The organism is Aurantimonas sp. Leaf443, assembly GCF_001425575.1.
Classification (GTDB): Bacteria; Pseudomonadota; Alphaproteobacteria; order Rhizobiales; family Rhizobiaceae; genus Leaf443.
This window is the reverse complement of record NZ_LMRD01000013.1, coordinates 92,208-117,520: the sequence shown is the minus strand read 5'-3', so window position 1 is coordinate 117,520 and position 25,313 is coordinate 92,208. Positions and strand designations below refer to the sequence as shown.

Sequence of the window (25,313 nt, the reverse complement as noted above, 5' to 3'; positions counted from 1 at the left end):
GCCCCTCGCCCGGCCGGCGCGCGGCCCCATCTTCGACCTCGCGAACGAGGGGAGACCGTGAGCCATGGCCGACTGGGACGCCGCGCTCTACACGCGCTTCGAGGCCGAGCGCACGCGGCCCGCGGCCGAACTCCTCGCCCGCGTGCCGCTGGACACGTGCCGGCACGCCGTCGACCTCGGCTGCGGGCCGGGCAACTCGACGGCGCTTGTCGCCGCGCGCTTTCCCGCGGCCGACATTCTCGGCCTCGACACCTCGCCGGACATGCTGGCCGCCGCCGCAAGGCGCCTGCCGGCCTTGCGCTTCGAGGAAGGCGACGTCTCGACCTTCGATCCGCGGCCGGCGCCGGACCTTCTCTTCGCCAATGCCGTGCTGCAATGGGTGCCGGACCACGCGCGCCTCTTCCCCGCGCTGATGGGCCGGCTCGCGCCCGGCGGCGTCCTCGCCGTGCAGATGCCGGACAATCTCGGCGAGGCCTCGCACCGCGCCATGCGCGAGACGGCGGCCGAGGCGCCCTTCGCGGCCCATCTGGGCGACGCGGAGGCGGTGCGCATGCCGATCCTCTCGGCCGAGGCCTATTACGACCTCCTGGCACCCCTGTGCGACCATGTCGACCTCTGGCGCACGACCTATCACCATGTCCTCGACGGGGCGCCGGCCATCGTCGACTGGCTGCGCGCGACGGGTCTTCGCGCCTTTCTCGGCCCGCTGCCGCCGGCGCTGCACGCGCCCTTCCTCGCCGCCTACGAGGCGCGCGTGGCGAAAGCCTATCGGCAGCGCCATGGCGGCAAGGTCCTCCTCGCCTTCCCGCGCCTCTTCCTCGTCGCGCGCCGGTCTCGCGCCTGAAGCCCGTCCAGGCGAGGCGGGGACGCCGGTCCGCCTTGCGCGGACGCGCCGATCCGGGTCTGGCGAAGACGTGAGGCCCGTCCGGTTTGCCGCGGCGCCGGAGACCTTCTAAACTGGCGCCATGACAGACGTTTCCGTCCAGAAGCCGTCGCGCTTCACCCTCCTCGCCAATCCGACGCGGTTCCTCGCGCTGTCGGGCCGGGCGCAGCCGTGGATCTACGCCGCCGCCTTCGCCCTTCTCGGCGTCGGCCTGGCGCTCGGGCTCGCCGCCCCGCCGGACTACCAGCAGGGCGCGACGGTGAAGATCATGTTCATCCACGTGCCCTTCGCCTGGCTGTCGATGATGGTCTGGACGGTGATGAGCCTCTCGGCGCTCGGAACCCTCGTCTGGCGCCATCCGCTCGCCGACGTCTCGGTGAAGGCGGCCGCGCCCATCGGGGCGGTCTTCACCTTCCTGGCGCTCCTCACCGGCTCGGTCTGGGGCCGGCCGATGTGGGGCACGTGGTGGATCTGGGACGCGCGGCTGACCTCGGTCTTCGTGCTCTTCCTCATGTATCTCGGCCTCATCGCGCTGACGCGCGCGCTGGAGGAGCCGGGCAAGGCGGCGCGGCCGGCGGCCATCCTCGTCCTCGTCGGCTTCGTCAACATTCCCATCATCAAGTTCTCGGTCGACTGGTGGAGCACGCTGCACCAGCCGGCGAGCGTCCTGCGGGCGGGCGGTCCGTCGATGCCGGCGACCTATCTCCTGCCGCTGCTCCTCAGCGCGCTCGGCTTCACCCTGCTCTTCTTCGCGCTGCACCTCACCGCCATGCGCAGCGAGATCCTGCGGCGCCGTGTCGCCGCCCTGTCGCGGCTCGCCGCGCGCCGCGTCGAGGGTTGAGCCGATGCAGCCGGACTATCTCGCCTTCGTCGCCGCCGCCTACGTCCTTTCGGCGTTCGCCATCCTGGCGCTCGGCGCCTGGATCTTTCTCGACGCGCGCGCCCAGCGCCGGGCGCTGGCAGCGCTGGAGGCGGGCGGCGTGCGCCGCCGCTCGGCGGGCCCGGCGAACGCGGACGCGCCGCGATGAGCGGGCCGGAGACGCCCGTGCCGGCGCGGCGCCGCAGCCGGCTCGCCTATCTGCCGCTCCTTCTCTTCGTCGGCCTGTCCGGCCTGTTCCTGGTCCAGCTCGTCGCCGGGCGCGATCCGCAGGAAATCCCCTCCGTCCTCATCGGCAAGGCCGCCCCGCAGACGCGCCTGCCGGCGCTGGAGGGTGCGACGCTCGCCGGCGGCGGCGCCGTGCCCGGCCTCGACCTCACGGCGCCGCGCGGCGGCCGGCCGGTGCTCGTCAACGTCTTCGCCTCCTGGTGCGCGCCCTGCCGCGAGGAGCATCCGCTGCTCCTCCAGCTCTCGCGCGACCGGCGCTTCGACCTCGTCGGCATCAACTACAAGGACAAGCCGGAGAACGCGCTCGGCTTCCTCGCCTCGCTCGGCAATCCCTATGCCGCCATCGGCACCGACCCGAAGGGTTCGGCGACGATCGACTGGGGCGTCTATGGCGTGCCCGAGAGCTTCCTCGTCTCCGGCGACGGGCAGATCCTCTACAAGCAGACCGGGCCCTTCACGCCCGAGAGCATCCGCACCGGCCTCCTGCCGGCGCTGGAAAGGGCGCTGGCGGGCGGGGGCCGGGCGCCGACGAGCTGAGGCCGGCAAGGGTGCCGGATGAGGGCCCTGGCGGCGGGGCGTTCACGCTTTCGCGGGGCGACCATTCCCGTCGCCGCCGCGCCTCCCATCTCATCCCGGCATGACAGAACCGTCCTTTTCCCTGCGCATCCCCGAAGGCGACACGCTGGAGCGGCGTGCCTGCGACCATTGCGGCTTCGTCGCCTACGAGAACCCGAAGATCGTGGTCGGCTCGGTCGTGCGGCACGAGGGCCGCATCCTCCTGTGCCGGCGCGCCATCGAGCCGCGTCGCGGCTTCTGGACGATCCCCGCCGGCTACATGGAGCTCGGCGAGACGCCGGAGGAGGGGGCGCGGCGCGAGGCGCGCGAGGAGGCCGAGGCAGATCTCGTGATCGAGCGGCTCCTGGCCGTCTATGCCGTGCCGCGCATCAGCCAGGTGCAGCTGATCTATCGCGCGAGCCTTGCCGGCCCCCATGTCGCGCCGGGCCCCGAAAGCCTGGAGGTGCGCCTCTTTTCGCCGGACGAGATCCCGCACGAGGCGCTGGCCTTCCCGTCCGTGCACTGGGCGCTCGGCCACGACGCGCAGGCCGAGGCCGGCGCTCCGCCCGTGCCTTTCGCCAATCCCGACGGGGCGGTGGGCGATAGGATGCCGGACGGACGGGCTTTGCCGGTCGGAGAGTTCTGAAGGGCCGAGCCGCGCCCTCTTCCCCTCGGGGAGACGGTCCGGGCAGGGGGATGCGGGACGCCGGGGACGGGCGCGGCGCCGGTCCGCGGTGTCGGCACGCGCCACATCAGGCGCGACCGTCCCTCATCCGGCTGCCGGCCCCTTCTCCCGGGGCGGGAGAAGGGGCGCAGCTTGGCCGTCGCGCTTCTTACGCCTGCGCTTCGTCCGCGGTGCGGCGGATCTCGGCGGTGAGTTCGGCGGGCAGGTTCAGGCGGGCGCCGAGGAGGTCGAGATAGGCGCGCTCGGCCGGGTGGTCGATGTCGACGGCCAGGACCGACGCGGTGTAGATCTCCATGGCGATCTCGGGGCTGCGGGCCTTGGCGGCGAGCTGGTCGACGCTCATGGGGCGGCGCATCTCGTCCATGAGGAAGCCCTTCTCCTCGGCGTCGAGGCCGAGTTCCTCGATGCGGCCGAAGATCGCCTCCTCCTCGCGCGCGTCGATATAGCCGTCGGCCTTGGCGGCGGCGATCATGGCCGAGAGCATGAGGCGGGCGCGCGAATCCTCCTCGCCCTGCGGCAGGAAGGCGGTGCCGGCGGCGGCCGGCAACGTGTCGCGGGGGGCGGCGCCGAGGGCGGGAACGGGGGCCGCGCCCGGCAGGGCGGGTGCGGCGGCGTTGTTGGCCTGATAGGCCTGGTAGGCCTTGTAGGCGAGGCCCGCCACGATGGCAGCGCCCCCGAGCTTCAGCGCCGAGCCGCCCATCTTGCCGATGCCCTTGCTGCGGAAGAGCTGCGAGGCGAGGCCGCTGGTGAGGACGCCGCCGATCGCGCCGCCGGCTGGGCCGCGCATCAGGCCGCCGAGCTGGTCGACGATCGAGCCGCCGGGGGCGCCCGCCTGTCCCGGCCGCGCACCGCCCCGGGCGAGATTGCCGAGCTGGCCGAGACTTCCGCCCTGCGAGCCGAGGAACTGTCCGAGAAGCTTCTGCACGTCCATGGCGCCGCGATCCTTGTCACCGTTCGAAGATGGGGCGGATCTGGGGGCGCGCACGGTCCGGCGCAAGGCGCCGGGCGCGCTTTCAGGCGCCGGATCCGGCCTTGGGCGCCTCCAGCGAATGGCGCTTGATCAGCGGAATCTGCAGCGCCATGAAGGCGATGGTGATGGGCATCGTGCCCCATACCTTGAAGGCGACCCAGGCGTCGGTCGAGACGCTGCGCCAGACGACCTCGTTGAGGACGGCCAGGAAGACGAAGAACAGGCCCCAGCGGAAGGTGAGCTTGCGCCAGCCCTCGGTGTCGAGCTTGAAGGCCTGGTCGAAGACGTAGCCGAGCAGCGGCCTGCCGAAGGCGAGCCCGCCGAGGAGGACGGCGGCGAAGAGGCCGTTCACGATGGTCGGCTTCATCTTGATGAAGGTCTCGTCCTGCAGCCAGAGCGTCAGCGTGCCGAAGACGAGGACGACGGCGCCCGAGACGAGCGGCATGACGGGCAGGGTTCGGGTGATCGCCCAGGAGACGGCGAGCGAGATCGCCATGGCCGCCATGAAGAGGGCGGTGGCCACGAAGAGCGGGCCGCCCAGATCGTGCAGGACGGGGAAGCTGTCGGCGAGCTGGCCGCCGCGCGAATTGGCGAAGAAGAAGACCAGGAGCGGCCCGAGTTCGAGCACGAACTTCAGGAGCGGGTTGATCTCCGGGCGGCCCGGCGCGTTGGGCGGGCGCTCGATGATGCGGTCGGACATGGCAGGTTCTCGCGTTGTGGGCCGGGCCGGGCCGCCGCCCTCGCGGGGCCCGCCTCGGTCGTCTCCTGTCCCCGCCCGTCTTCGACGCGGGCGGGGGCGCTTTCAAGGCAGGGGCGCCTCGCCCTCAGCCGGCGGCCGTCGCCATCGCGCGGTGCTCGGCCGAGCGCGCGGGGCTCGGATAGGTGCCGGGCACGAGGATCTCGCGGCCGACATTCTCGATGTCGCGGTGGCCGCACAGCGCCATGGTGACGTCGAGCTCCTTGCGGATGATGTCGAGGCAGCGGGTGACCCCGCGCTCGCCGTCGGCGCCCAGCCCGTAGAGGAAGGCGCGGCCGATGAACGTGCCGCGCGCGCCGAGCGCCCGTGCCTTCAGGACATCCTGGCCGGAGCGGATGCCGCCGTCCATCAGCACCTCGATCTTGCCGCCGACCGCCTCCACGATGCCCGGCAGCGCCGCGATGGAGGAGAGGGCGCCGTCGAGCTGGCGCCCGCCATGGTTGGAGACGATGATGGAATCGGCGCCGCTCTCGGCGGCCAGGCGCGCGTCCTCGGGGTCGAGGATGCCCTTCAGGATGAGGGTGCCGCCCCATTCGTCGCGGATGCGCTTCACGTCGTCCCAGGAGAGCGCCGGGTCGAACTGCTCGGCCGTCCAGGAGGAGAGCGAGGAGAGGTCCGAGACGTTCTTGGCGTGGCCGACGATGTTGCCGAAGGTGCGCCGCTTCGTGCCGAGGATGCCCGACACCCAGCGCGGGCGGATCGCCATGTCCAGGATGTTCCGCGCCGTCAGCTTGGGCGGGGCGGACATGCCGTTGATGATGTCCTTGTGGCGCTGGCCGAGGATCTGGAGATCGAGGGTCAGGACCAGGGCCGAGCATCCGACGGCCTTGGCGCGGGCGATGAGCGAGGAGACGAAGTCCTTGTCGCGCATCACGTAGAGCTGGAACCAGAAGGGCTTGGTGACATGGGCCGCCACGTCCTCCAGAGAGCAGATGCTCATGGTGGAGAGCGTGAAGGGCACGCCCGCCTTCTCGGCCGCCCTGGCGGCGAGGATCTCGCCGTCGGCATGCTGCATGCCGGTGAGGCCGGTGGGGGCGAGCGCCACGGGCATGGAGACGGACTGGCCGGCCATCTCGGTGCGCAGCGAGCGGTCGCGCATGTCCACGGCCACGCGCTGGCGCAGCTTGATGGCGGCGAAGTCGGCCTCGTTGGCGCGGTAGGTGCCCTCCGTCCAGGAGCCGGAATCGGCGTAGTCGTAGAACATCTTGGGCACGCGTCGCTTGGCGATCACGCGCAGATCCTCGATCGTGGTGATCGGACGGGACATCGGCGAACTTCCTCCTCGAACTGTTTTGGTCGTCTGTCAGGCGTCGGGCGACGAGCCCGCGATGGCCTGCGCGAAGTCGCGCGCCTTGAAGGGCTCCAGGTCGTCGATGCCCTCGCCGACGCCGATGAAGAACACCGGCAGGCGGAACTTCGCCGCGATGGCCACGAGGATGCCGCCGCGCGCCGTGCCGTCAAGCTTGGTCATCACGAGGCCGTTGACCCCGGCCACGTTGCGGAAGATCTCGACCTGGCTGAGCGCGTTCTGGCCGGTCGTGGCGTCGAGCGTCTGCAGCACCGTGTGCGGCGCGTCGGGCTCGCGCTTCTGCAGGACGCGCACGATCTTCTCCAGCTCGGCCATCAGCTCGGCCTTGTTCTGCAGGCGGCCGGCCGTGTCGATGATGAGGACGTCCGAGCCGTTGGCGAGCGCCGCCTCGTAGGCGTCGTAGGCAAGGCCGGCCGCGTCCGCGCCGATGGCGCGCGAGACGACCGGCGCGCCGGTGCGCTCGCCCCAGATCTTCAGCTGCTCCACGGCCGCGGCGCGGAACGTGTCGCCCGCGCCCAGCGTCACCTTGAGCCCGGCGCGCGTCAGCTTGGCCGTCAGCTTGCCGATCGTCGTCGTCTTGCCGGTGCCGTTCACGCCGACGACGAGGATGACATGCGGCTTCTTGGAGAGATCGAGCTCCAGCGGCAGGGCGACGGGCAGGAGCGCCTTCTCCACCTCCTCCGACAGGATGCGCCGCACCTCGGCGCCGGAGATCTCCCGGCCGAAGCGCCCGTCGGACAGGCGGTCGGTGATGCGCATCGCCGTCTCGACGCCGAGATCGGCCTTGATGAGCACGTCCTCGAAATCCTGCAGCACCTCCTCGTCGAGCTTGCGCTTGGCGAAGATCGAGGTGATCGAGCCCGAGAGCTGGCCGGAGGAGCGCGACAGGCCCTCCCGCAGGCGCTGGAAGAAGGGCACGCGCGCGGCAGGGGCGGCGGCGGGGGCGAGCTCGAAGCCGCGCGAGACGGCGATGCCGGTGCCCGGCTCGAAGGCCGGCGCGCCGACGGCGGGCGTCTCGTCCTCCTCCTCGGGCGGCAGCGGCGCCTCGAGCCAGGAGAAGTCCGCGCCCTCGTCGTCGCCCCCGTCGTGGCCGTCGAGCGGCACCTCGTTCGGCGCGCCGAGATGGTCGTCCGCCTGTGCCGGCCGCACGTCGGGCGTCTCGTCGAGCACGGCGTCGGGCGTGCGTACGGCCTGCGGCTGCGCCGGGTCGGCGAGCGTGCCGTCCTCGAGTTCGGGCAGCGGGCCGTCCGGCGCGGGCGCGGCCGGCTCGATCTCCTCGGGCGGCAGGGGCGCGTCGAGCCAGGAGAAGTCGTCCTCCTCGGCCTCGGCGGGCACGGCGCCGGGCTCCACGAGATGGTCGGCCGGCGTCACGGGCGGGACGTCGGAGGCGGGCGGGCGGTCCGGCTCGGGCGGGAACGGCTCGGGGGCGGACTGCTTCGGCGCGGCGGGTCGCTCGCCGAGCGGCTCGGCCTCGGGGAAGCGCGGCTCCGGCAGGGCGGCGGCCGGCGGCGTCTCCTCGGCCGCGACGGGGGTGGGCGCAGGCCTGTCCGCCGGCGGGGCGGTCTCGGGCGCGCGGTCCGCCTCGCGGGCGCGGAACTCCTCGGGCGGGGCTCCGAAGGAGAAGATGCGGCGGAAGAAGCCCTTGGGCTCAGCCATGTGATGTCCGATCGTTCAGGGGCGCGTCAGGCGGCGACGCCGCATCCCGTGGAAAACTCGTCGCGTTCGAGCCGCGCGGAAAGGCCGTCCGGGCCGAGGGCGGCGACGCGCACGGGCACGATCGTGCCCGGCTCGGCGGCCTCGAGGAGGCGCAGCGGCGTGAAGTCCTCGCAGCGGCCCAGCCCGTCGCGCTCCACGAGGACGCTCTGGCGCGTGCCGACGCGGCTTTTCAGATGGGCGGCGAGCGCGGCCTCGCCCTCGGCCCTGAGCGCTGCCGCGCGCGCCCGGATCGTCTCGCGCGGCAGCTGGGGCATGCGCGCGGCGGGCGTGCCCTCGCGGGGGGAGAAGGGGAAGACGTGGAGGAAGGTCAGGCCGCAGTCGCGCACCAGCGCGCGCGAGTTCCGCGCCATCGCCTCCGTCTCGGTCGGGAAGCCGGCGATGATGTCGGCGCCGAAGACGATGTCCGGCCGGCGCGCCCGTATCTCGGCGCAGAAGCGCACGGAATCGGCGCGCGAATGGCGCCGCTTCATGCGCTTCAGGATCATGTCGTCGCCGGCCTGCAGCGACAGGTGCAGATGCGGCATCACCCGTCGGTCGCACGCGATCGCCTCGATCAGCGCAGCGTCAGCCTCGATGGAATCGATGGAGGAGAGGCGCAGGCGCGAGAGGTCCGGCACGTGGCGCAGGAGCGCCTGCACGAGATCGCCGAGGCGCGGGGCGCCCGGCAGGTCGGCGCCCCAGGAGGTCATGTCGACGCCCGACAGGACCACCTCGTTGTAGCCCGCGCCGACGAGCCGCTTCACCTGATCCACCACCGCGCCCATCGGCACCGAGCGCGAATGGCCGCGGCCGAAGGGGATGATGCAGAAGGTGCAGCGGTGGTCGCAGCCGTTCTGCACCTGCACGATGGCGCGCGCCCGGCCCTCGATCGCGTCCACCATGTGGCCGGCGGTCTCGCGCACGGAGAAGATGTCGTTGACGCGCACCTTCTCCTGCGCCGAGACGCCGAAATCGGGCAGGGCGCGATAGGCCTGCCGCGTCAGCTTCTCGCCGTTGCCGATCACGGCATCGACCTCCTCCATCGCGGCGAAGCGCGCGGGCTCGGTCTGGGCGGCGCAGCCGGTGACGACGATGCGCGCCTGCGGGTTCTCGCGCCGCGCCCGGCGGATCTGCTGGCGCGCCTGGCGCACGGCCTCGGCGGTGACGGCGCAGGTGTTGAAGACGATGGCCTGGCCCGTCTCGGCGAGCCCCGCGGCCTCGGCCTCGCGCTTCATCACCTGCGCCTCGAACGTGTTGAGGCGGCAGCCGAAGGAGACGATCTCGACGCCCATCAGGCCGGCTCCGCCACGGCGTCCCGCCCGTCGCGCCAGAAGGCGCCGGTCTCGGGATCGAGCCGGCCGGACCATTCCCACTGCGCCGGCCCCGTCATCAGGACGTGATCGTCCTCGCGCCATTCGATCAGGAGTTCGCCCCCCGCCGGAACGCGGACGGCGACGCCGCGCCCGGTGCGCCGGGTCCTTGCCGCCGCGACCGCGGCCGCGCAGGCCGCCGAGCCGCAGGCGCCGGTGAGCCCGGCGCCGCGCTCCCAGGTGCGAAGGTCGAGCGAGGCCGGTCCCGTCACCCGCGCGAGGGAGATGTTGGCGCGGTCCGGGAAGATCGGGTGGTTCTCCAGGATCGGGCCGAAACGGTCCAGCGCATAGGACCAGACGTCGGCCTCGACCCAGAAGATCGCGTGCGGATTGCCCATGGAGACGACGGAAGGCGAGTGCAGGATCGGCGCGTCGATCGGCCCGATCTGGAGTTCGATGGCGCGCGTGTCGTGGAAGGGCTCGGCGAGCGGGATCTCGTTCCACAGGAAGCGCGGCGTCCCCATGTCGACGCAGATGAGTCCGTCGGGGCGCTCGTGCGCGTTGAGAAGCCCCGCCGCCGTCTCGAAGGTGAAGGCGGTGCGCCCGGTCTCGGAGACGAGCGCCGCCACCACACAGCGCGTGCCGTTGCCGCAGGCGCCCGCCTCGCTTCCGTCCGCGTTGAGGATGCGCACGAAGGCGTCGGTGCCGTCGCTGCGCGCGTCGTGCAGGGCCATGATCTGGTCGAAACGCGTCTCGGGCGCGGCGGCGAGCGCGCGCGCGGCCTCCGGCCGGATGCGCGCCGCCGTGCCGCGCAGGTCGGCCACCAGGATCTCGTTGCCGAGCCCGTTCATCCGCGCGAAGGGGATCGCGGTCTTTTGCCCCGTCCGCCGGTCGGTTGCGCTGAGGTCGCTCATCGCCGGTATATGGCCGATCCCCCCGCGAATTGGAAGGACGCGGCCGGGCCGCCGAGGCGCCCGCGACGGGCGATCCGCGGCCGCCCGCCGCCAAAACCGCGCCATGCGACGGAACCCTCCGCCGCCATGCCGCATTCCGAGGCGTCGCATCGCCGGATGCGCGCCTGCCGAAGCCACGAATGCACGGATGACGGGCAGACTTTCGCCCGCCCCGCCGGTTTCCCGGCGCTCTCCTTTCGGGGGCGGGGCCGGCGAGCGTTCAAGCGCAGGTGGCAGACCGGCCGCGCCAGGACAGGGCCCTTCCGCCGGAGGGGGCCGCGGCTTCATCGCGCCCGACGGCGCCGGGGACACAAGGACATGACCATCGCCGCGACCGGGCCCGACATCGCCGCCGCCACGCAGGAGCCGAGAGCGCGCTCCGTGCGCGCGCTCTCGGCGGTCAACTTCTTCCTGGCGGACGTGCGGGACGGGCTCGGGCCCTTTCTCGGCATCTTCCTGATCGGGCAGGGCTGGGCGCCCGACACGATCGGCTACGTCATGACGATCGGCGGCATCGCCGGCATGCTGGCGACGACCCCGCTCGGCGCGCTGGCGGACGCCACGACCGCCAAGCGCTTCATGGTCGGCTTCTGCGCCGTCCTCGTCATCGTCGCCTCGCTGGCCATGCTGTTCTTCACGAGCTTCCCGCTGGTGGCCGCCTCGCAGGTGGCGACGGGCGTGGCGGGCGCGGCGATCGGCCCGGCGATCGCGGGCCTCACGCTCGGCCTCGTCGGGCAGACGGGCCTTGCCCACCAGCTCGGCCGCAACGAGGCCTGGAACCACGGCGGCAACGTGGTGGCGGCCGTCCTGTCGGGCGTCCTCGGCTATATGTTCGGCCTGCCCGCCGTGTTCCTCCTGATGACCGCGCTCGCCGTCGGCTCGCTCGTCTCGCTCTCGATGATCGACCCCGCCGACATCGACCACCGCGCCGCGCGCGGCCTCGACGCGAAGGACAAGGAGACGGGCGCGGGCCAGGAGAAGCCGGAAGGCTTCCTGGCGCTGTTCAAGTCGAAGCGGCTCCTGATCCTGGCCGGTTCGATGATGCTCTTCCACTTCGGCAACGCGGCCATGCTGCCGCTTCTCGGCCAGCGCGTCGCCTCCTCCACCATCGACCGCGACGGCCTGATGGCGATCCTCTTCGACCCGGCGGCCTACACGGCGATCACCATCATCATCGCGCAGGCGACGATGATCCCCCTGGCGCTTCTCGCCGCCAGGGTCGCGCAGAAGCGCGGCTACTTCATCGTGCTTCTCGCCGCGCTCATCGCCCTGCCGATCCGCGGGCTGCTCGCCGGCCTCTGGGACAATCCCTATGCCGTGATCCCCGTGCAGATGCTGGACGGCGTCGGCGCCGGCCTCCTCGGCGTCGCCGTGCCCGGCCTCGTGGCGCAGATCATGCGCGGCACCGGCCGCGTCAATGCGGGCCTCGGGGCGGTGATGACGGTGCAGGGCGTCGGCGCCTCGCTCAGCCCCTCCCTCGCCGGCTATATCGCGGCGCAATACGGCTTCACCGCCGCCTTCGTCTCGCTCGGCGCCATCGCCGTGCCGGCGCTCCTCCTGTGGATCTGGTTCGGCGCCCGGTTCCGCGAGACCGCCCAGTCGGTGCCGGGAGCGGCCTGACGCGGGTGCTGCGCCGGCCGGCCGCGCCCGCGCGGCGGTGACAGCGGCCCGGCGCCGTGCTAGGGCCCCGGCGACCCGTTCACGCCCGCCCGAAGGCCGAAGCCGCCGCCGTGCCGTACCCGTCCCGCACCAGTGCAAGGGAGCCCGGATCGCAGGCGAGAGGCCGCGTGGCGGCGCGCCCGCGCCGGACGCGCGCGGCCCGGTTCCCGGCGGGGCTTCGGCGCGAGGCGGCGCCGCTCCTGGCGCTCGCCGCGCTCGTCCTCGTCCTCCAGCTTCTCCTCGCCGGCTTCTCGCAGGGCGCGATGGCCGCCGCCGCGCTTTCGCCGGGCACCGCGATCTGCCACGGCGATGGCATCTCCACGGCGCCCGGCAAGGCGCCCTCGGGGCCGGACTGCCCCTGCCTCGCCGCAAGCGGCTGTCTTTCCGCCTTCGCGGTCCTGTCCCCCGGCGCCGGCGCGGCGCCCCGCGCCAATCCCGCTCTCCAGGCGGGCCCGGCGCCGCGCATCGCGCGCCATCCCGCCCCCGAGCGGCGCCCATTGCGCCTCTTCGCGCGCGGACCGACGAGCCCACCCGACGCGGACCGAGCCCCGTCTCGCCTCTGACGTCGCCGCATGTCCGATGGCGAAGCCCGACGGCTTCGCCCGGCCATGCCCTGGAGCCGCCGGCATGGCGCCGGCACGGCCGCAGTCCCCGCGCAGCGCGGGCCGGCCCGCTCCGTTCGTTTCGAAAGTCCCGTTCCCATGTCCATCAAGACGCTCGCGCGCCTCTCGGCGCCGCTTCTCGCCTGCGCGCTGCCCGGCATCGCCCTCGCCCATGTCTCGGTGACGCCGCCGCAGGCCGCGCCCGACGCCACCGTCAAGCTCTCCTTCGGCATCGGCCACGGCTGCGACGGGGCGGCGACGCAGTCCGTCTCCGTGCGCGTTCCGGAGGGCGTCCTCGCCGCCAAGCCCATGCCCAAGCCCGGCTGGACGATCGAGATCGTCACCGGCGCCTATGCCAGGCCCTACCAGCTCTACGGCAAGGAGGTCTCGTCCGGCCCCGTGGAGATCCGCTGGACCGGCGGCACGCTCGACGACGCCTGGTACGACGAGTTCACGCTGCGGGCCCGGCCGACGGGCTTTGCGGACGGCGCCGCCGTGCCCTTCGTCGTGACGCAGACCTGCGAGGGCGGGACGAGCCTTGCCTGGGACGAGATCGCCAAGCCTGGCGAGGACGCGCATGCGCTCGACAGGCCGGCGCCGGTTCTCCTCATCGGCGCGCCCGCGCCCGTGGCGACCGCCGGCGTCCAGGCGGGCCACGCCCCTCTCGCCGGTTCGGCCAAGGCCGGCGCCCTCGCCATCGAGGGCGGCTTCGTCCGCGCCATGCTGCCGGGCGCCAAGGTCGGGGGCGGCTACCTCACCATCCGCAACGCGGGACCCGAGGCCGACCGGCTCGTGTCGGTCTCCACGCCCGCCGCGGGCGGGGCGGCGGTGCACGAGATGGCGATGGAGGGCGAGGTGATGCGCATGCGCGCGCTGGAGACGGGCCTTGCCGTGCCGGCCGGCGAAAGCGTCGCGCTCGCGCCCGGCGGTCTGCACCTGATGTTCACGGATGTCGCCGCGCCCTTCGCCGAGGGCGCCACGGTGCCGGTGACGCTGACCTTCGAGAAGGCGGGCGCGGTGGACCTGGAGCTTCCCGTCCTGTCGCCGCGCGCCAGCGCGCCGGACGGGGCGGCGCAGGCATCGGGGGCGGCCGCCTCCGGGCATGCCGGCCACTGAACCCCATGGCCCGGCGCGTCTCCCGCGCCGGGCCTCGAGCTTCGGCCTACTTCTCCCAGTCCACGCCGATCGCCTCGCGCTCCAGCTCCTTGGCCTCGGCGGTGATCTCTCGCGCCTCGGCGCGGTCCTCGGCATCCGCCTTCTCGGGCAGGACCGCGTCCTTGGTAGAGGCCACGAGCGCCAGCTTGAAATACATCGGGAAGTGGTCGGAGCCGGCATTGGGCAGGCGCGCCATCTCCACGAGCTGCAGATGCGCGTCGTGGAAGAGATGGTCGAGGGGCCAGCGCAGGAAGAAGAAGCGCGAGTCGAAACTGTTGTAGAAGCCGCGCCCGATGCGCGGGTCGAGGAGGCGCGACAGGCGCTGGAACATGCGCGTCGTGTTGGACCAGGCCACGTCGTTGAGGTCGCCGCAGACGATGCTGGCGAGCGGGTCCTGCGAGACGCGCTTGGCGACCGTGACGAGCTCGGCGTCGCGGCCGAGCGAATCGATATGGGGCACGGGCGGCTCGGGATGGACGCAGTAGAGACGCACCTCCTGCCCGTTGCGCAGCCGCACCGTGGCGAAGATCGAGGGCACGTCCTCCATCACGAGATCCTGCACGGTGACGTCCGAGAGCGGCAGCTTGGAGAAGAGGATCATGCCGTAGGCATTGTCCAGCGGACGGCTGACGACGGTCGGCCAGCGCTCGCGAAGGGCGCCGACGCCCGTCTCCCAGGCCGCGTCGGTCTCCATCAGGATGGCGATGTCGGGGTCGGCGCGCTCGACCATGGCGATGGCGCGGGCATAGTCGCGATTCGACATCTTCACGTTGAAGGAGACGACCGAGATCGTGTTCGGCCCGTCGGGATCGCCCTCGTAACGCGGCGACTGCGGCCGGCGCACCGGCGTGAACTGGGCGATGCAGACCGCCTGCACCACGATGACGATGAGCGCGCCGACCGCGAGCCAGGGCCGGAAGGCGGGGCTGGCGAAGGCGAAGATGGCGGCCAGAAGCACCACGGCGATCGCCAGGAACTGCAGGCGCGGGAAGGAGAAGATGCGCACGAAGCCGTGCGCGACGCGCAGGAAGGAGATGCCGGTGGCCGCGAGCATCAGCGCGACGAGGCCGGACAGGATCAGATCGGTGGTCATGGGCGTCCGGGCTCCGGCAGGCGAAAGGCGGATGAGGCGGGAGTAGCGTCGGGGGGCGCGATAGCCGTGCGAAAGGGCGGACTCATGGCGGCGGCGCGGCATGGATGGCGTGCGGCGTCGGCTCGACGGCCTCGCCCGCCGGCTCGAGCGGCGGCGTCGCCGGTGCGTCTATCCGCACGGGCAGGGTCTGGACCTCGCCCGGGCGCACGGCGCGGAAGCGCTCGGGCGAAAGGTCCCAGCGCCGCAGGGCCGCCGCGAGGCGCCGGGGCGGCTCGTCATGGGCCTCGTCGGTGAGCTGGAAGAAGCCCCAGTGGCAGCCGAGCGAGAGTTCGGCCTCGAGAAAGCGCGCCGCGCGCACCGCCTCGTCGGGATCCTGATGCTGGGGCGCCATGAAGGAGCGCGGCGCATAGGCGCCGATCGGCAGGATGGCGAGCTTCGGCGCCCCGTGGCGCTCGCGCACGTGGCGGTAGTTGCGCCCGCCGTGGAAGCCGCTGTCGCCGCCGAAGAAGACGAGGCCGGCGGGCGTGTGGAAGGCGAAGGCGCCCCAGAGCGTGCAGCGCCGGTCGAAGAGGCCGCGCGCGCTCCAGTGATGGGCGGGCTCGAAATGGACCTCGATCCCTGCGCCGAGCGCTGCGCGGTCTCCCCAGTCGAGCGCCCGCACCCGCGCCTGCGGCCGCCAGCGCTTCAGGATGGCGTCGACGCCGAGCGGCACGAGGAAGAGCGGGGCGAAGGCGTCGTGAAGCCGCTCCAGCGTGGCGCGGTCCATATGGTCGTAGTGGGAATGGGAGAGGCAGACCGCGTCGATCGCCGGCAGGTCGGAAAAGTCGATGCCGGGCTCGATGGAGCGCCGCGGGCCGAAGCGCTGCGAGGGCGAGCAGCGCTCGGAGAGATGGGGATCCATCAGGACATTCGCCGCGCCCGCCTGCAGGAGGAAGCCGGAATGGCCGATATGCAGGAGCCGCAGCGCGTCGCCGGTCACGCGGGCCGGCGGCCTGTCGCGCGGAAACGGGCTTTCGAGCCGCGCCGGCCAGCGCGCCTTCCGCCCGTTCAGCTTCCAGCGCAGGAGATCGGCGAAGCCCTTGGGCGCCTCGCCTCCCGGATTGAAGAAGAGCTGGCCGTCGAAATGCTCCGACGACGGAGATGGCGTCTTGGACAGGGGCATAGGGACTTTGCGGTGGACGGCGGAGACGGAGCGTCGGCCGGCGGGTGAACGCCTTTTAGATAGGCAGCAAGACTTTCACGCAAAGGCGCCCCGACGCGATCGGCGCCGTCGCCACCGGGACGGGGCCGGCGGCGGTCCGCGATCGCCGCCGGCATCGGCGGCGCGCGACGATGCGACACCGCTCGAACCTTGACTTTTCCGACCCGGGCGTGCTTAAGCCCCATGAAATCCGCGACAGTCCGTCCGCGAGCCACCGACCGGGTCCCGTCCCATCAGCCTTCGACAGGGTTGAGGAGCGCCGCCCGGAGGTCAACATCCGCCAGCGAGTCTCGCCCGCGGATGACGCCTTGCTTTGGCGTTTCGGTCCCTTCGGGAACCGTCTCGCCGCAGGCAGGGAGGTTTGCGAGGCGCGGCCGGTCGCACCACCTTGGCGGGATAGCCCGCCAGGGACGGAAGGAAGCGCCATGTTCGACAGTCTCCAGGACCGCCTCGGGTCCATCCTGAACGGCCTCACCGGCCGCGGCGCCCTGTCCGACGCCGATGTCGCGGCCGCGCTGCGCGAGGTGCGCCGTGCGCTCCTGGAGGCGGACGTCTCGCTGGAGGTCGTGCGCTCCTTCACCGACCGGGTGCGCGAGAAGGCGGTCGGGGCGCAGATCGTCAAGTCGATCAAGCCCGGCCAGATGGTCGTCAAGATCGTCCATGACGAGCTGGTGGCCACGCTCGGCTCCGACCAGGTCTCGATCGACCTCAACGCGCCCGCGCCCGTTACGATCATGATGGTCGGCCTGCAGGGCTCGGGCAAGACGACGACCTCGGCCAAGATCGCCAAGCGCATCACCGAGAAGCAGCGCCGCAAGGTGCTGATGGCCTCGCTCGACACGCGCCGCCCGGCCGCGCAGGAACAGCTGCGCATCCTCGGCGAGCAGACCGGCGTCGCCACCCTGCCGATCGTCGCCGGCCAGAGCCCGGTCGAGATCGCGAGCCGCGCCGCCCAGGCCGCCAGGCTCGGCGGCTACGACGTGCTCATCCTCGACACGGCCGGCCGCACGCATATCGACGAGCCGCTGATGGCCGAGATGGCCGAGATTAAGGCCGCCACGCGCCCGCACGAGATCCTGCTCGTGGCCGACAGCCTGACCGGCCAGGACGCGGTGAATCTCGCGCGCTCCTTCGACGAGCGCGTCGGCATTTCGGGCATCGTCCTCACCCGCGTCGACGGCGACGGGCGCGGCGGCGCCGCGCTCTCGATGCGGGCCGTCACCGGCAAGCCGATCAAGCTGCTCGGCACCGGCGAGAAGATGGACGCGCTGGAGGATTTCCATCCCTCGCGCATCGCCGACCGCATCCTGGGCATGGGCGACATCGTCTCCCTCGTGGAGCGCGCCGCCGAGACCATCGACGCGGAAAAGGCCGCGGCGATGGCCAAGAAGATGCAGGCCGGCAAGTTCGACCTGAACGACCTCGCCGACCAGATCCGCCAGATGCAGAAGATGGGCGGCATGGGCGGGCTGATGGGCATGATGCCCGGCATGGGCAAGGTCAAGGACCAGATGGCCGCCGCCGGCCTCGACGACAAGCTCCTCAAGCGCCAGCTCGCCATCGTCTCCTCGATGACCGCCGACGAGCGCGCCAATCCCGACCTCCTCAAGCATTCGCGAAAGAAGCGCATCGCGGCCGGCTCCGGCACTTCCTCGGCCGACATCAACAAGCTCCTGAAGATGCACCGCCAGATGGCGGACGTCATGAAGTCCATGGGCAAGGGCGGCAAGGGCGGCATGATGCAGAAGCTGATGGGCGGGCTCGGCGCCAAGATGGGCCTTCCCGGCGGCATGCCCGGCGGGGGCATGCCCGATCTCTCCTCCATGGACCCCAAGCAGCTGGAGGCGCTGGCCAAGGCCGCGCAGCAGGGCGGCATGGGCGGAATGGGCGGCCTGCCCGGCGGGATGGGCGGCCTGCCCAAGGGCCTGCCCGGCCTGTCCGGCGGCGGCGGTTTTCCCGGGCTTCCGGGCCTGCCCGGCAAGAAGAGGTAGGCCATGGACGAGACGGTCTTCGGCTCCGCCCTCGGCGGACGGCTGGCGGAGACGGCGCGCGCCGAGCTCCTCTCCTGCCGCCGCTCGATCGACAATATCGACGCCGCGCTCATCCACATGCTGGCCGAGCGCTTCCGCTGCACGCAGCGCGTGGGGGAACTGAAGGCGGCGCACCACCTGCCGCCGGCCGACCCCGAGCGCGAGCGCCAGCAGATCGAGCGCCTGCGGCGCCTGGCCAAGGACGCCGAGCTCGATCCCGAATTCGCCGAGACCTTCCTCGCCTTCATCGTGAAGGAGGTCATCCGCCACCACGAGGCGATCGCCGCGCGGCAGGCGGCAAGGGCCGCGGAGGCCTCCGGCGCCTGAGGCGCCGGCGCCGGCGCCGAGACGAAATCCCGCCGGGCCGCGCCCGGCCGAGACGTTCCGCAACGGGCTTCCGTGCGGTCCGACATGCCGCCGGCCAGAGGTCGGCATCACCCGCCGCATCCGCGGCGACCCCCATGCCTCGCGGCGGTCCGCCGGACGGACGCCGCGACAGGAACTGCAAGACAGGAGAGACCAGAATGCCCCTCAAGATGCGCCTTGCCCGTGCCGGCTCCAAGAAGCGCCCCTACTACCACATCGTCGTCGCCGACGCCCGCTCGCCGCGCGACGGGCGCTTCATCGAGCAGGTCGGCTCGTGGAACCCGATGCTGCCCAAGGATGCCGAGCGCGTCGCCCTCAAGGAGGAGCGCATCAAGCACTGGCTCGGCGAAGGCGCCCAGCCGACCGACCGCGTGCTGCGCTTCCTCGACAAGGCCGGCATCGCCAACCGCCCGCAGCGCTCGAACCCCGTGAAGGCCGAGCCCGGCAAGAAGGCCAAGGAGCGCGAGGCCGAGCGCCTGCAGCGCGAGGAGGACGCCCGCGAGGCGGCCGCCAAGGCCGCGGCCGAGGGCTCGTCCGAGACCGCTTCGGCCGAGTAACGGCGATCGTCCGTACAAGAAGAAAAGAGAAGCCGGGGAAGAAATTCCCCGGCTTCTCTGTAGGATTCAGTCATCGTTGAGTTTCTGCCGCTAGGGTGATGCGGCGCCGGACAGGATCGCGTCTGCGCCTTTCTTCGCCGAGTCCGATCCGTTCTGCGCGAGGCCCCGATGCCGCAGCCCCCTCAGTCCGCCGCGCCGCCAGGATCGGGCTGGGGGAGCGATGTCTTCGCCTTGTCCCCGGTTCCGCTCTGGCTGAACGACTTCAGCGCCATCAAGGCCCTGATGGACGGCTGGCGCGCGGCGGGCGTCACGGACCTGCGCGCCTTCCTCGCCGAGGACCGCGAGCGCGTGCGCGCCTCGGCCGCCGCCATCCGCGTCCTCGACGCCAATCCCGCCACGCTCGCCTTATTCGGCGCCGACAGCCTCGACACGCTCGTCGCCAGGATCGGCACGGTCCTGCGCGGCGAGATGCTGGACAGCCATGTCGAGGAACTCGTGCAGCTCTACGAGGGCCGGCCCGGGTTCACGACGCTCGCGGTGAACTACACGCTGGACGGGCGCCGTCTCGACGTGCAGCTGAAGGGCCGCGTCGTCGACGGCGACTGGGGCCGCGTGCTGGTGAGCACCGAGGACGTGACCGAGCGCGAGAGCGCGCGCCGCGCCGCGCAGGAGGCGCAGGCCTATATCCGCGGCCTGTTCGACCATTCGCCCGTCTCGCTCTGGGTGGAGGACTTCTCGGCCGTCCACGAGCTGATGCAGGGCGTGCGCGCCTCGGGCGTCGTCGATTTCCGCACCTTCCTCGACGTCCATCCCGAATTCGTGCGCCGCTGCATGAGCGAGGTGCGCGTCGTGGAGGTGAACCGCCATACGCTCGAGGTCTTCGGCGCGCCCGACATGGCCGCGCTCCTGCACCTGTCTGACACGCTCTCGGGCGAGCGCGGGCGCGAGAGCTTCTCCGAGCAGCTGGTGGATCTGTGGACCGGCAAGCTCTTCCAGCAGCGCGAGGTGACCAACGTCACGCTCGGCGGCGAGGAACTGCATTTCCACATGCAGTTCTCCGTCTTTCCCGGCCACGAGCACGACTGGTCGCTGGTGCAGATCGCGCTCACCGACATCACCGCGCGCAAGCGCGCCGAGGCCTATCTGGAGTTCCTCGGCAAGCACGACGTCCTGACCAAGCTCTACAACCGCTCCTATCTGAACGACGAGATGAACCGGCTGGAGCGCAAGCGGCAGGGGCCGGTCGCCGTCATCGTCGCCGATCTCAACGGCCTCAAGGAGGTCAACGACACGCTCGGCCACGCGGCCGGGGACGATCTCCTGCGGCGCGCCGGCGAGGTGCTGGCGGGGGCGGTGAAACGGCCGGGCTGCGCGGCCCGGATCGGCGGCGACGAGTTCGCCCTGCTCCTGCCGGGCGCGACGGAAGCCTCGGTGCAGGAACTGCTGGAGCAGGTGCGCTCGCTGGTGGAGATCAACAACCAGTTCTACACCGGCAGCCTCCTCGACTTCGCCCTGGGCCACGCGCTCGCGCTGCCGGGCGAGCGGCTGGAGAACGCCATGCGCGTCGCCGACCACCGCATGTACGAGGCCAAGCGCACCCATTATCTGGCGATGGGGCGCGACCGGCGGGCCCGCGAGACGGGCTGAGGCGCCGGCCCGCGCCGCGCGCGCCCGCGACCTCCCGCCCGGCGGCGCCATGGCGGCCGGCTTGACCCTTCGCCCGGCGGCGGTCACAGACGGGCGACCCCTTCCACGAACGATGCGGCCGGCGCGATGAAGACCCTGCAGAACCCTCTCCTCCTCGGCACGGTCGGCGGTGCGCACGGCATCCGCGGCGAGGTGCGCGTGAAGTCCTTCACCGCCGATCCGCGCGATCTGGGCGCCTACGGCCCGCTGACGGGGGCCGACGGCAAGCGCTACACCGTGACCTCGGCGCGCCTGCAGAAGACCGTCGTCGTCGTGCGCTTTTCCGAGATCGCCGACCGCAACGCCGCCGAGCGCCTCAACGGGCTCGACCTCTATGTCGAGCGCGCGATGCTGCCCGAGGGCACCGGGGAGGACGAATATTACGAGGCCGACCTCATCGGCCTGAAGGCCGTCTCGACGACGGGCGAGACGATCGGCACCGTGCTCGCCCACCACGATTTCGGCGCGGGCGAACTCCTGGAGATCGAGCCGTCGAAGGGGGCGAGCGTGATGATCCCGTTCAGCCGCATCGCCGTGCCCGAGATCGACGTCGCGGGCGGGCGGATCGTCGTGGAAATGGTCGCCGCGGGCCTGAAGGACGCGATCCTCGTGCGCGAGGGCGACGAGCAGGGCGAGGGCGAGGAGGACGCCGCTTCGACCGGGGACGGGACCGGCGGGCGCTGAGCGCCGTCGGGGCACCACCCCTTGCGCGCGCCGGGGCTTGCCCGGGCGGCGTTTCGGTGTAAGCCGGGCGCGACCAACCCTCGTGCCGTCCGTCCCTCGAAAGGCCCCCTCGCGATGATCGTCGTCTCCGGAACCATCCGCTTCTCGCCCGCCGCCCTCGAGACGCTGCGCGAGAAGGCGCGGGTGGTTCTCACGGAGACGGCCAAGGAGGCGGGCTGCATCGTCTACTCCTTCGGCGAGGACTTCCTGGAGCCGGGCCTCGTGCGCGTCTACGAGGAATGGGAGAGCCGCGCCCATCTCGACGCCCATGTGAAGAGCCCGCACACGGTGGACTGGAACCGCTCGGCCGATGCGGTCGGCTATCTGGCGCGCGACATCAACGTGCTGGAGATCGGCTCGGTGACGCCGCTCGACTGACATGGCCTTCCGCGCGAGCGTCCTCACCCTCTATCCCGAGATGTTTCCCGGGCCGCTCGGCACCGCGCTCGCCGGCAAGGCGCTGGCGCGCGGCGACGCGGTGGTGGAGACGGTCGCCATCCGCGAGTTCGGCATCGGCCGCCACCGGCTCGTCGACGACACGCCGTCGGGCGGCGGGGCGGGCATGGTGATGCGGCCGGACGTCGTGGCCGCCGCGCTCGACCAGGCGGCGCCGCCCGGCGACGCGCGGCCGAAGCTCTTCCTGTCGCCGCGCGGGCGCCCGCTCTCCCAGGCCTTCGTGCGCGAGCTGGCGGCGGGCGAGGGCGTCGTCCTCCTGTGCGGGCGCTTCGAGGGCGTCGACGAGCGCGTCATCGAGGGGCGGGGGCTCGTGGAGGTCTCGATCGGCGACTACGTGCTCTCGGGCGGGGAGCTTGCCGCGCTCGTCCTTCTGGACGCCGTCATCCGCCTCCTGCCGGGCGTGATGGGCAACGCGCTGTCGGGCGAGACGGAGAGTTTCGAGGGCGGGCTCCTCGAACACCCGCACTATACCCGGCCCGCCGAATGGGAGGGGCGCAGGATCCCGCCCGTCCTCACCTCCGGCGACCACGGCGCGGTGGAGCGCTGGCGCGCGGCCGAGGCGCGGCGCATCACCGCCGAGCGGCGCCCCGACCTCCTGAAGCGCTGAGGCCCCGGACCGGCCCGCCCCGGAACCTGTTCGTCGGGTCACGCCGTGCGGCGCCGGAGGGGACGTTTTCGCGCGGCGGTCTCAGCCCTTGGCGAAATAGTAGGCCGCGAGGAAGAGGCCGACCGAGATGACGAAGACGCGCACGGCGACCTGCGGCACGCGCTTGGCGATCCAAACGCCGGCATAGCCGCCGAGCGCGACGCCCGGGATCATCGCGATGGCGCCCGGCCAGGAGACGACGCCGCCGGACACGAAGACGACGATGGCGACGACGGCGATGACATTGGCGAGCACGTTCTTCGTGGCGTTGAGCCGGTGATAGTCGCCGCTCTGCGTGAGGCCGAGGGTCGCCAGCATCATGATGCCCATGCCCGCCCCGAAGAACCCGCCATAGATCGAGGTGACGAACTGCATCAGCGGCCCGGCGAGGCCGCGGCCCTGCCGCGCCTCGTCCTGGTGGCGGGGCTTGGGCTTCAGCCAGGGGCCGGCGGCGAAGAGGCCGGTGGCGCCCAGCAGCAGCCAGGGCACGGCGGCGGAGAACTGCTCGTTGTCGAGCCACAGGAGAAGGAGCGCGCCGAGGAGCGAGCCGACGACCGAGATCGCCGCCAGCACCAGGAGCCCCCGCCACATGGTGCGGATGTCCTTCAGATAGGGCAGGGTGGAGGTGAAGTAGCCGGGCAGCTGCGCGACCGAGGACGTGGCGTTGGCCGAGATCGGCGGCACGCCGAGAAGGACGAGCGCCCCGAAGGAGACGAAGGTGCCGCCGCCCGCCACCGCGTTGATGGCGCCGGACGCGAAGCCCGCGAGGAACAGAAGCGCGATTTCGATGAGGGGCATGGCGGAGCTTTCGGCGCTGGCGGGCGGGCGCGGGGGCGCCGCCGTCCGATTGCCATGCCCGCCGGCGGGCATCAAGCGCCGGGCGGGGTGGCTTTGGTCGGGGGCCAAGACGCGCGCCGCGTCTCGACAGGGGCGCGAAAGCGGTGTATGGCCCACCCCGATTTCCTCAGAACAACCTGACCGTTTCGGCGGCCATGCCGGCTGGGGCTCACGCCATCCCGGCATGTAAACAATTGAGGCTATGCCATGAACATCATCGCTGAACTCGAGGCCGCCGAGGCCGCCCGCATCAACGCCGTCCGCACGCTGCCCGACTTCTCGGCCGGCGACACGCTGCGCGTCAACGTGAAGGTCACCGAAGGCACGCGCACGCGCGTCCAGGCCTACGAGGGCGTCTGCATCGCCCGTTCGGGCGGCGGCATCCAGGAGAACTTCACGGTTCGCAAGATTTCCTACGGCGAGGGCGTCGAGCGCGTCTTCCCCGTCTACTCGCCGATGATCGATTCGGTCGAGGTCGTGCGCCGCGGCAAGGTGCGCCGCGCCAAGCTCTACTACCTGCGCGACCGTCGCGGTAAGTCGGCCCGTATCGTCGAGGCCACCAATGCGCGCGCCCGCAAGCTCAACGACGATGCCCGCGGCGTCGCGGCCGAGGCCCGCGCCAAGGTGCAGGCCGACAAGGCGGCCGCCAAGGCCGGCGCTGCCGAGTAAGCCTCTTCGTTTCACGACGATGCCTTTTGGGGCGGTCCTTCGGGGCCGCCCTTTTTTCGTGGCCCGCCGGCCCCGCGCGTCTGCGAGCCGGCGCCCGTCAGGCGTCGGAGATGCGGCCCCGCGAGTCCTTCGGCGCGCCCCAGCCGATGCCGGCCCAGATGCGCTCGTGCACGAGATAGGTGAGGAAGCCGATGGCGCAGGAGGTTAATGCCAGCGCCCCGCCCGAGGCGAAGGAGCCGGTGAAGAGATAGCCGAGCGCCGACATCGAGACGAGCCCGAGCGCCTGCCAGGACAGGGCCTTGGCGAAGCTGCGACGACGCGATTCCATCGGATGTCTCCATGGGGACGAGCACCGGCGGCGCGCAGGCGCGGACGCATGCGGCAGCTGGCAGGGCGGGTTTTCGAGAAGGCCGGCCGCTGGAGGACCGGCGATGACGGGTCACATCTACGTTATCGTGCTCGCCGCGGGAATTCCGTGTATTCTCATGGTTTAAGTCACCGCTGCCGATCTTTTCCGGCAATGTCGACAATTGTCACGGAGCGAGCCTTGGACAAGCGGGACCGCTCGCGCCTCTTCCGCGACCGTCTGGAAGCCGCCATGGCCGCCGCCGGCCTTTCCAAGAGCGCTCTCGCGCGCGCCACGGGCGCCGACCGCTCGACCGTGTCGCTCCTTCTCTCGGCCGACGACGGGCGCATGCCCAACGCCCAGTTCATCGCCGAATGCGCCGACGCGCTCGGCGTCTCCTGCGACTGGCTCCTCGGCCTCACCGACCGGCGCGAGCGCGGCGCGGACATGCTGCAGGTGGCCATGCGCATCGAGGAGGCCGCCCGCAGCCCCTCCGACGACGTTCTCTTCCGCTGGCACGAGACGGCGCGCGGCTACAAGATCCGCCACGTGCCCGCGACCCTGCCGGACATGCTGAAGTCCGAGGCGGTGCTGCGCTTCGAATACGGCGCCTCGCTCGGGCGCACCTTCGAACAGGCGATCGCCGAGATGCATGCGCGCCTCGCCTATCTGCGCGCGCCCGACACCGACTACGAGATCGCCATGCCGATCGACGAGCTGCGGGCCTTCGCGGCCGGCGAGGGCTACTGGCAGGGGCTGGGAGCGCCCGAGCGCGCCGCGCAGCTGCAGCGCATCGCGCAACTGACGGAGGAGCTCTATCCCTCGCTGCGCTTCTATCTCTTCGACCGCAAGAAGGTGTTCTCCGTGCCCGTCACGATCTTCGGGCCGCTGCAGGCGGCGGTCTATGTCGGGCGCTTCTACCTCGCCTTCCACGAACGCCGGCAGGTGGTGGAACTGACGCGCCATTTTGACTGGCTGGTGCGCGAGGCCGAGTTCGAGGCGCGCCAGACCTCGCGCTTCGCGGCAGGCCTCGCCGTGCCGTGAGAGGCCGTGCCGTGAGCCGAC

Annotated in this window: 26 protein-coding genes and 1 pseudogene; 17 read left to right on the top strand and 10 right to left on the bottom strand. The window is 72.0% G+C overall.

Annotated features, from left to right (window positions below; genetic code table 11):
* Nucleotides 1-64 precede the first annotated feature (64 nt).
* The 5 genes from tam to ASG48_RS17625 all read left to right on the top strand — a co-directional run bounded on the left by tam (nt 65) and on the right by ASG48_RS17625 (nt 3,189).
* Nucleotides 65-844, top strand: a complete 780-nt coding sequence (gene tam / locus ASG48_RS17645) for a trans-aconitate 2-methyltransferase (RefSeq protein ID WP_055853056.1) — start codon at nt 65-67, stop codon at nt 842-844.
* Between the two features lie 121 nt (nt 845-965).
* Nucleotides 966-1,724 carry a heme ABC transporter permease gene (locus tag ASG48_RS17640; protein WP_055853054.1) on the top strand — a complete coding sequence of 253 codons (759 nt, stop codon included), beginning with the start codon at nt 966-968 and terminating at the stop codon, nt 1,722-1,724.
* A 4-nt stretch (nt 1,725-1,728) separates the two neighbouring features.
* Complete coding sequence (ccmD, locus tag ASG48_RS17635; RefSeq protein WP_055853051.1) at nt 1,729-1,911, top strand: heme exporter protein CcmD; 183 nt, start codon at nt 1,729-1,731, stop codon at nt 1,909-1,911.
* A complete protein-coding gene (locus ASG48_RS17630; protein ID WP_055853049.1) occupies nt 1,908-2,525 on the top strand; it encodes a DsbE family thiol:disulfide interchange protein in 618 nt (205 codons plus the stop codon). Before ccmD ends, ASG48_RS17630 begins: the two co-directional genes overlap by 4 nt.
* Nucleotides 2,526-2,625: 100 nt before the next feature.
* Nucleotides 2,626-3,189 carry an NUDIX hydrolase gene (locus tag ASG48_RS17625; protein WP_055853047.1) on the top strand — a complete coding sequence of 188 codons (564 nt, stop codon included), beginning with the start codon at nt 2,626-2,628 and terminating at the stop codon, nt 3,187-3,189.
* A gap of 187 nt (nt 3,190-3,376) precedes the next feature.
* On the opposite strand, the gene ASG48_RS17620 is transcribed toward ASG48_RS17625, so the two are convergent.
* The 6 genes from ASG48_RS17620 to dapF form a co-directional block, all read right to left on the bottom strand.
* A complete protein-coding gene (locus ASG48_RS17620; RefSeq protein WP_055853044.1) occupies nt 3,377-4,159 on the bottom strand; it encodes a tellurite resistance TerB family protein in 783 nt (260 codons plus the stop codon).
* An 82-nt stretch (nt 4,160-4,241) separates the two neighbouring features.
* Complete coding sequence (locus tag ASG48_RS17615) at nt 4,242-4,898, bottom strand: septation protein A (protein ID WP_055853041.1); 657 nt, start codon at nt 4,896-4,898, stop codon at nt 4,242-4,244.
* Between the two features lie 124 nt (nt 4,899-5,022).
* A complete protein-coding gene (locus ASG48_RS17610) occupies nt 5,023-6,222 on the bottom strand; it encodes an alpha-hydroxy acid oxidase (RefSeq protein WP_055853038.1) in 1,200 nt (399 codons plus the stop codon).
* A 36-nt stretch (nt 6,223-6,258) separates the two neighbouring features.
* Entirely contained in the window at nt 6,259-7,920 is a 1,662-nt protein-coding gene (gene ftsY / locus ASG48_RS18895; RefSeq protein ID WP_055853035.1) for a signal recognition particle-docking protein FtsY, read from the bottom strand.
* A gap of 26 nt (nt 7,921-7,946) precedes the next feature.
* Nucleotides 7,947-9,251, bottom strand: coding sequence for a tRNA (N(6)-L-threonylcarbamoyladenosine(37)-C(2))-methylthiotransferase MtaB (mtaB, locus tag ASG48_RS17600; RefSeq protein ID WP_055853033.1), 1,305 nt, complete (start codon nt 9,249-9,251; stop codon nt 7,947-7,949).
* A complete protein-coding gene (gene dapF, locus ASG48_RS17595) occupies nt 9,251-10,183 on the bottom strand; it encodes a diaminopimelate epimerase (RefSeq protein ID WP_055853030.1) in 933 nt (310 codons plus the stop codon). The genes mtaB and dapF overlap by 1 nt, the downstream gene beginning before the upstream one ends.
* Before the next feature lie 357 nt (nt 10,184-10,540).
* Here dapF and ASG48_RS17590 point away from each other — a divergent pair, with 357 nt between their 5' ends.
* From ASG48_RS17590 to ASG48_RS17580, 3 genes are all read left to right on the top strand, one after another.
* Nucleotides 10,541-11,842 carry an MFS transporter gene (locus ASG48_RS17590; protein ID WP_055853026.1) on the top strand — a complete coding sequence of 434 codons (1,302 nt, stop codon included), beginning with the start codon at nt 10,541-10,543 and terminating at the stop codon, nt 11,840-11,842.
* 167 nt (nt 11,843-12,009) lie between these two features.
* A complete protein-coding gene (locus tag ASG48_RS17585) occupies nt 12,010-12,444 on the top strand; it encodes a hypothetical protein (protein ID WP_055853024.1) in 435 nt (144 codons plus the stop codon).
* Between the two features lie 138 nt (nt 12,445-12,582).
* Nucleotides 12,583-13,599 (top strand): DUF1775 domain-containing protein, encoded by a 1,017-nt coding sequence (locus ASG48_RS17580; protein ID WP_082529576.1) that lies wholly within the window; start codon nt 12,583-12,585, stop codon nt 13,597-13,599.
* A 46-nt stretch (nt 13,600-13,645) separates the two neighbouring features.
* Here ASG48_RS17580 and ASG48_RS17575 read toward each other — a convergent pair whose 3' ends face one another.
* A complete protein-coding gene (locus ASG48_RS17575; RefSeq protein WP_055853021.1) occupies nt 13,646-14,731 on the bottom strand; it encodes an endonuclease/exonuclease/phosphatase family protein in 1,086 nt (361 codons plus the stop codon).
* Nucleotides 14,732-14,813: 82 nt separating this feature from the next.
* On the bottom strand, nt 14,814-15,893 hold the full coding sequence (locus ASG48_RS17570; RefSeq protein ID WP_082529574.1) for an MBL fold metallo-hydrolase: 1,080 nt from the start codon (nt 15,891-15,893) through the stop codon (nt 14,814-14,816).
* Between the two features lie 464 nt (nt 15,894-16,357).
* Between ASG48_RS17570 and ffh the strand changes: the two genes are divergently transcribed.
* The 7 genes from ffh to trmD all read left to right on the top strand — a co-directional run bounded on the left by ffh (nt 16,358) and on the right by trmD (nt 22,357).
* The gene (gene ffh / locus ASG48_RS17565) at nt 16,358-17,923 is read left to right on the top strand and encodes a signal recognition particle protein (protein ID WP_055853018.1); all 1,566 of its coding nucleotides are present in this window, start codon (nt 16,358-16,360) and stop codon (nt 17,921-17,923) included.
* Between the two features lie 3 nt (nt 17,924-17,926).
* Nucleotides 17,927-18,289 (top strand): chorismate mutase, encoded by a 363-nt coding sequence (locus ASG48_RS17560; RefSeq protein WP_055853015.1) that lies wholly within the window; start codon nt 17,927-17,929, stop codon nt 18,287-18,289.
* Nucleotides 18,290-18,486: 197 nt separating this feature from the next.
* Nucleotides 18,487-18,885 carry a 30S ribosomal protein S16 gene (rpsP, locus tag ASG48_RS17555; protein ID WP_055853010.1) on the top strand — a complete coding sequence of 133 codons (399 nt, stop codon included), beginning with the start codon at nt 18,487-18,489 and terminating at the stop codon, nt 18,883-18,885.
* 231 nt (nt 18,886-19,116) lie between these two features.
* Entirely contained in the window at nt 19,117-20,532 is a 1,416-nt protein-coding gene (locus ASG48_RS17550; RefSeq protein ID WP_348271154.1) for a sensor domain-containing diguanylate cyclase, read from the top strand.
* A 126-nt stretch (nt 20,533-20,658) separates the two neighbouring features.
* On the top strand, nt 20,659-21,255 hold the full coding sequence (gene rimM / locus ASG48_RS17545) for a ribosome maturation factor RimM (RefSeq protein ID WP_055853005.1): 597 nt from the start codon (nt 20,659-20,661) through the stop codon (nt 21,253-21,255).
* A gap of 114 nt (nt 21,256-21,369) precedes the next feature.
* The gene (locus ASG48_RS17540) at nt 21,370-21,672 is read left to right on the top strand and encodes a putative quinol monooxygenase (protein WP_055853003.1); all 303 of its coding nucleotides are present in this window, start codon (nt 21,370-21,372) and stop codon (nt 21,670-21,672) included.
* 1 nt (nt 21,673) lies between these two features.
* Nucleotides 21,674-22,357 (top strand): tRNA (guanosine(37)-N1)-methyltransferase TrmD, encoded by a 684-nt coding sequence (gene trmD, locus ASG48_RS17535; protein ID WP_055853000.1) that lies wholly within the window; start codon nt 21,674-21,676, stop codon nt 22,355-22,357.
* An 81-nt stretch (nt 22,358-22,438) separates the two neighbouring features.
* On the opposite strand, the gene ASG48_RS17530 is transcribed toward trmD, so the two are convergent.
* A complete protein-coding gene (locus ASG48_RS17530; protein WP_055852998.1) occupies nt 22,439-23,194 on the bottom strand; it encodes a sulfite exporter TauE/SafE family protein in 756 nt (251 codons plus the stop codon).
* A gap of 246 nt (nt 23,195-23,440) precedes the next feature.
* Between ASG48_RS17530 and rplS the strand changes: the two are divergent.
* Nucleotides 23,441-23,899 (top strand): annotated as a pseudogene (gene rplS / locus ASG48_RS17525) (50S ribosomal protein L19); the annotation flags it as partial.
* A gap of 100 nt (nt 23,900-23,999) precedes the next feature.
* Here rplS and ASG48_RS17520 read toward each other — a convergent pair.
* Complete coding sequence (locus ASG48_RS17520) at nt 24,000-24,230, bottom strand: DUF2061 domain-containing protein (protein ID WP_055852991.1); 231 nt, start codon at nt 24,228-24,230, stop codon at nt 24,000-24,002.
* Nucleotides 24,231-24,449: 219 nt separating this feature from the next.
* Between ASG48_RS17520 and ASG48_RS17515 the strand changes: the two genes are divergently transcribed.
* Nucleotides 24,450-25,292 (top strand): helix-turn-helix transcriptional regulator, encoded by an 843-nt coding sequence (locus tag ASG48_RS17515; RefSeq protein WP_244486944.1) that lies wholly within the window; start codon nt 24,450-24,452, stop codon nt 25,290-25,292.
* The last annotated feature ends 21 nt before the right edge of the window (nt 25,293-25,313 follow it).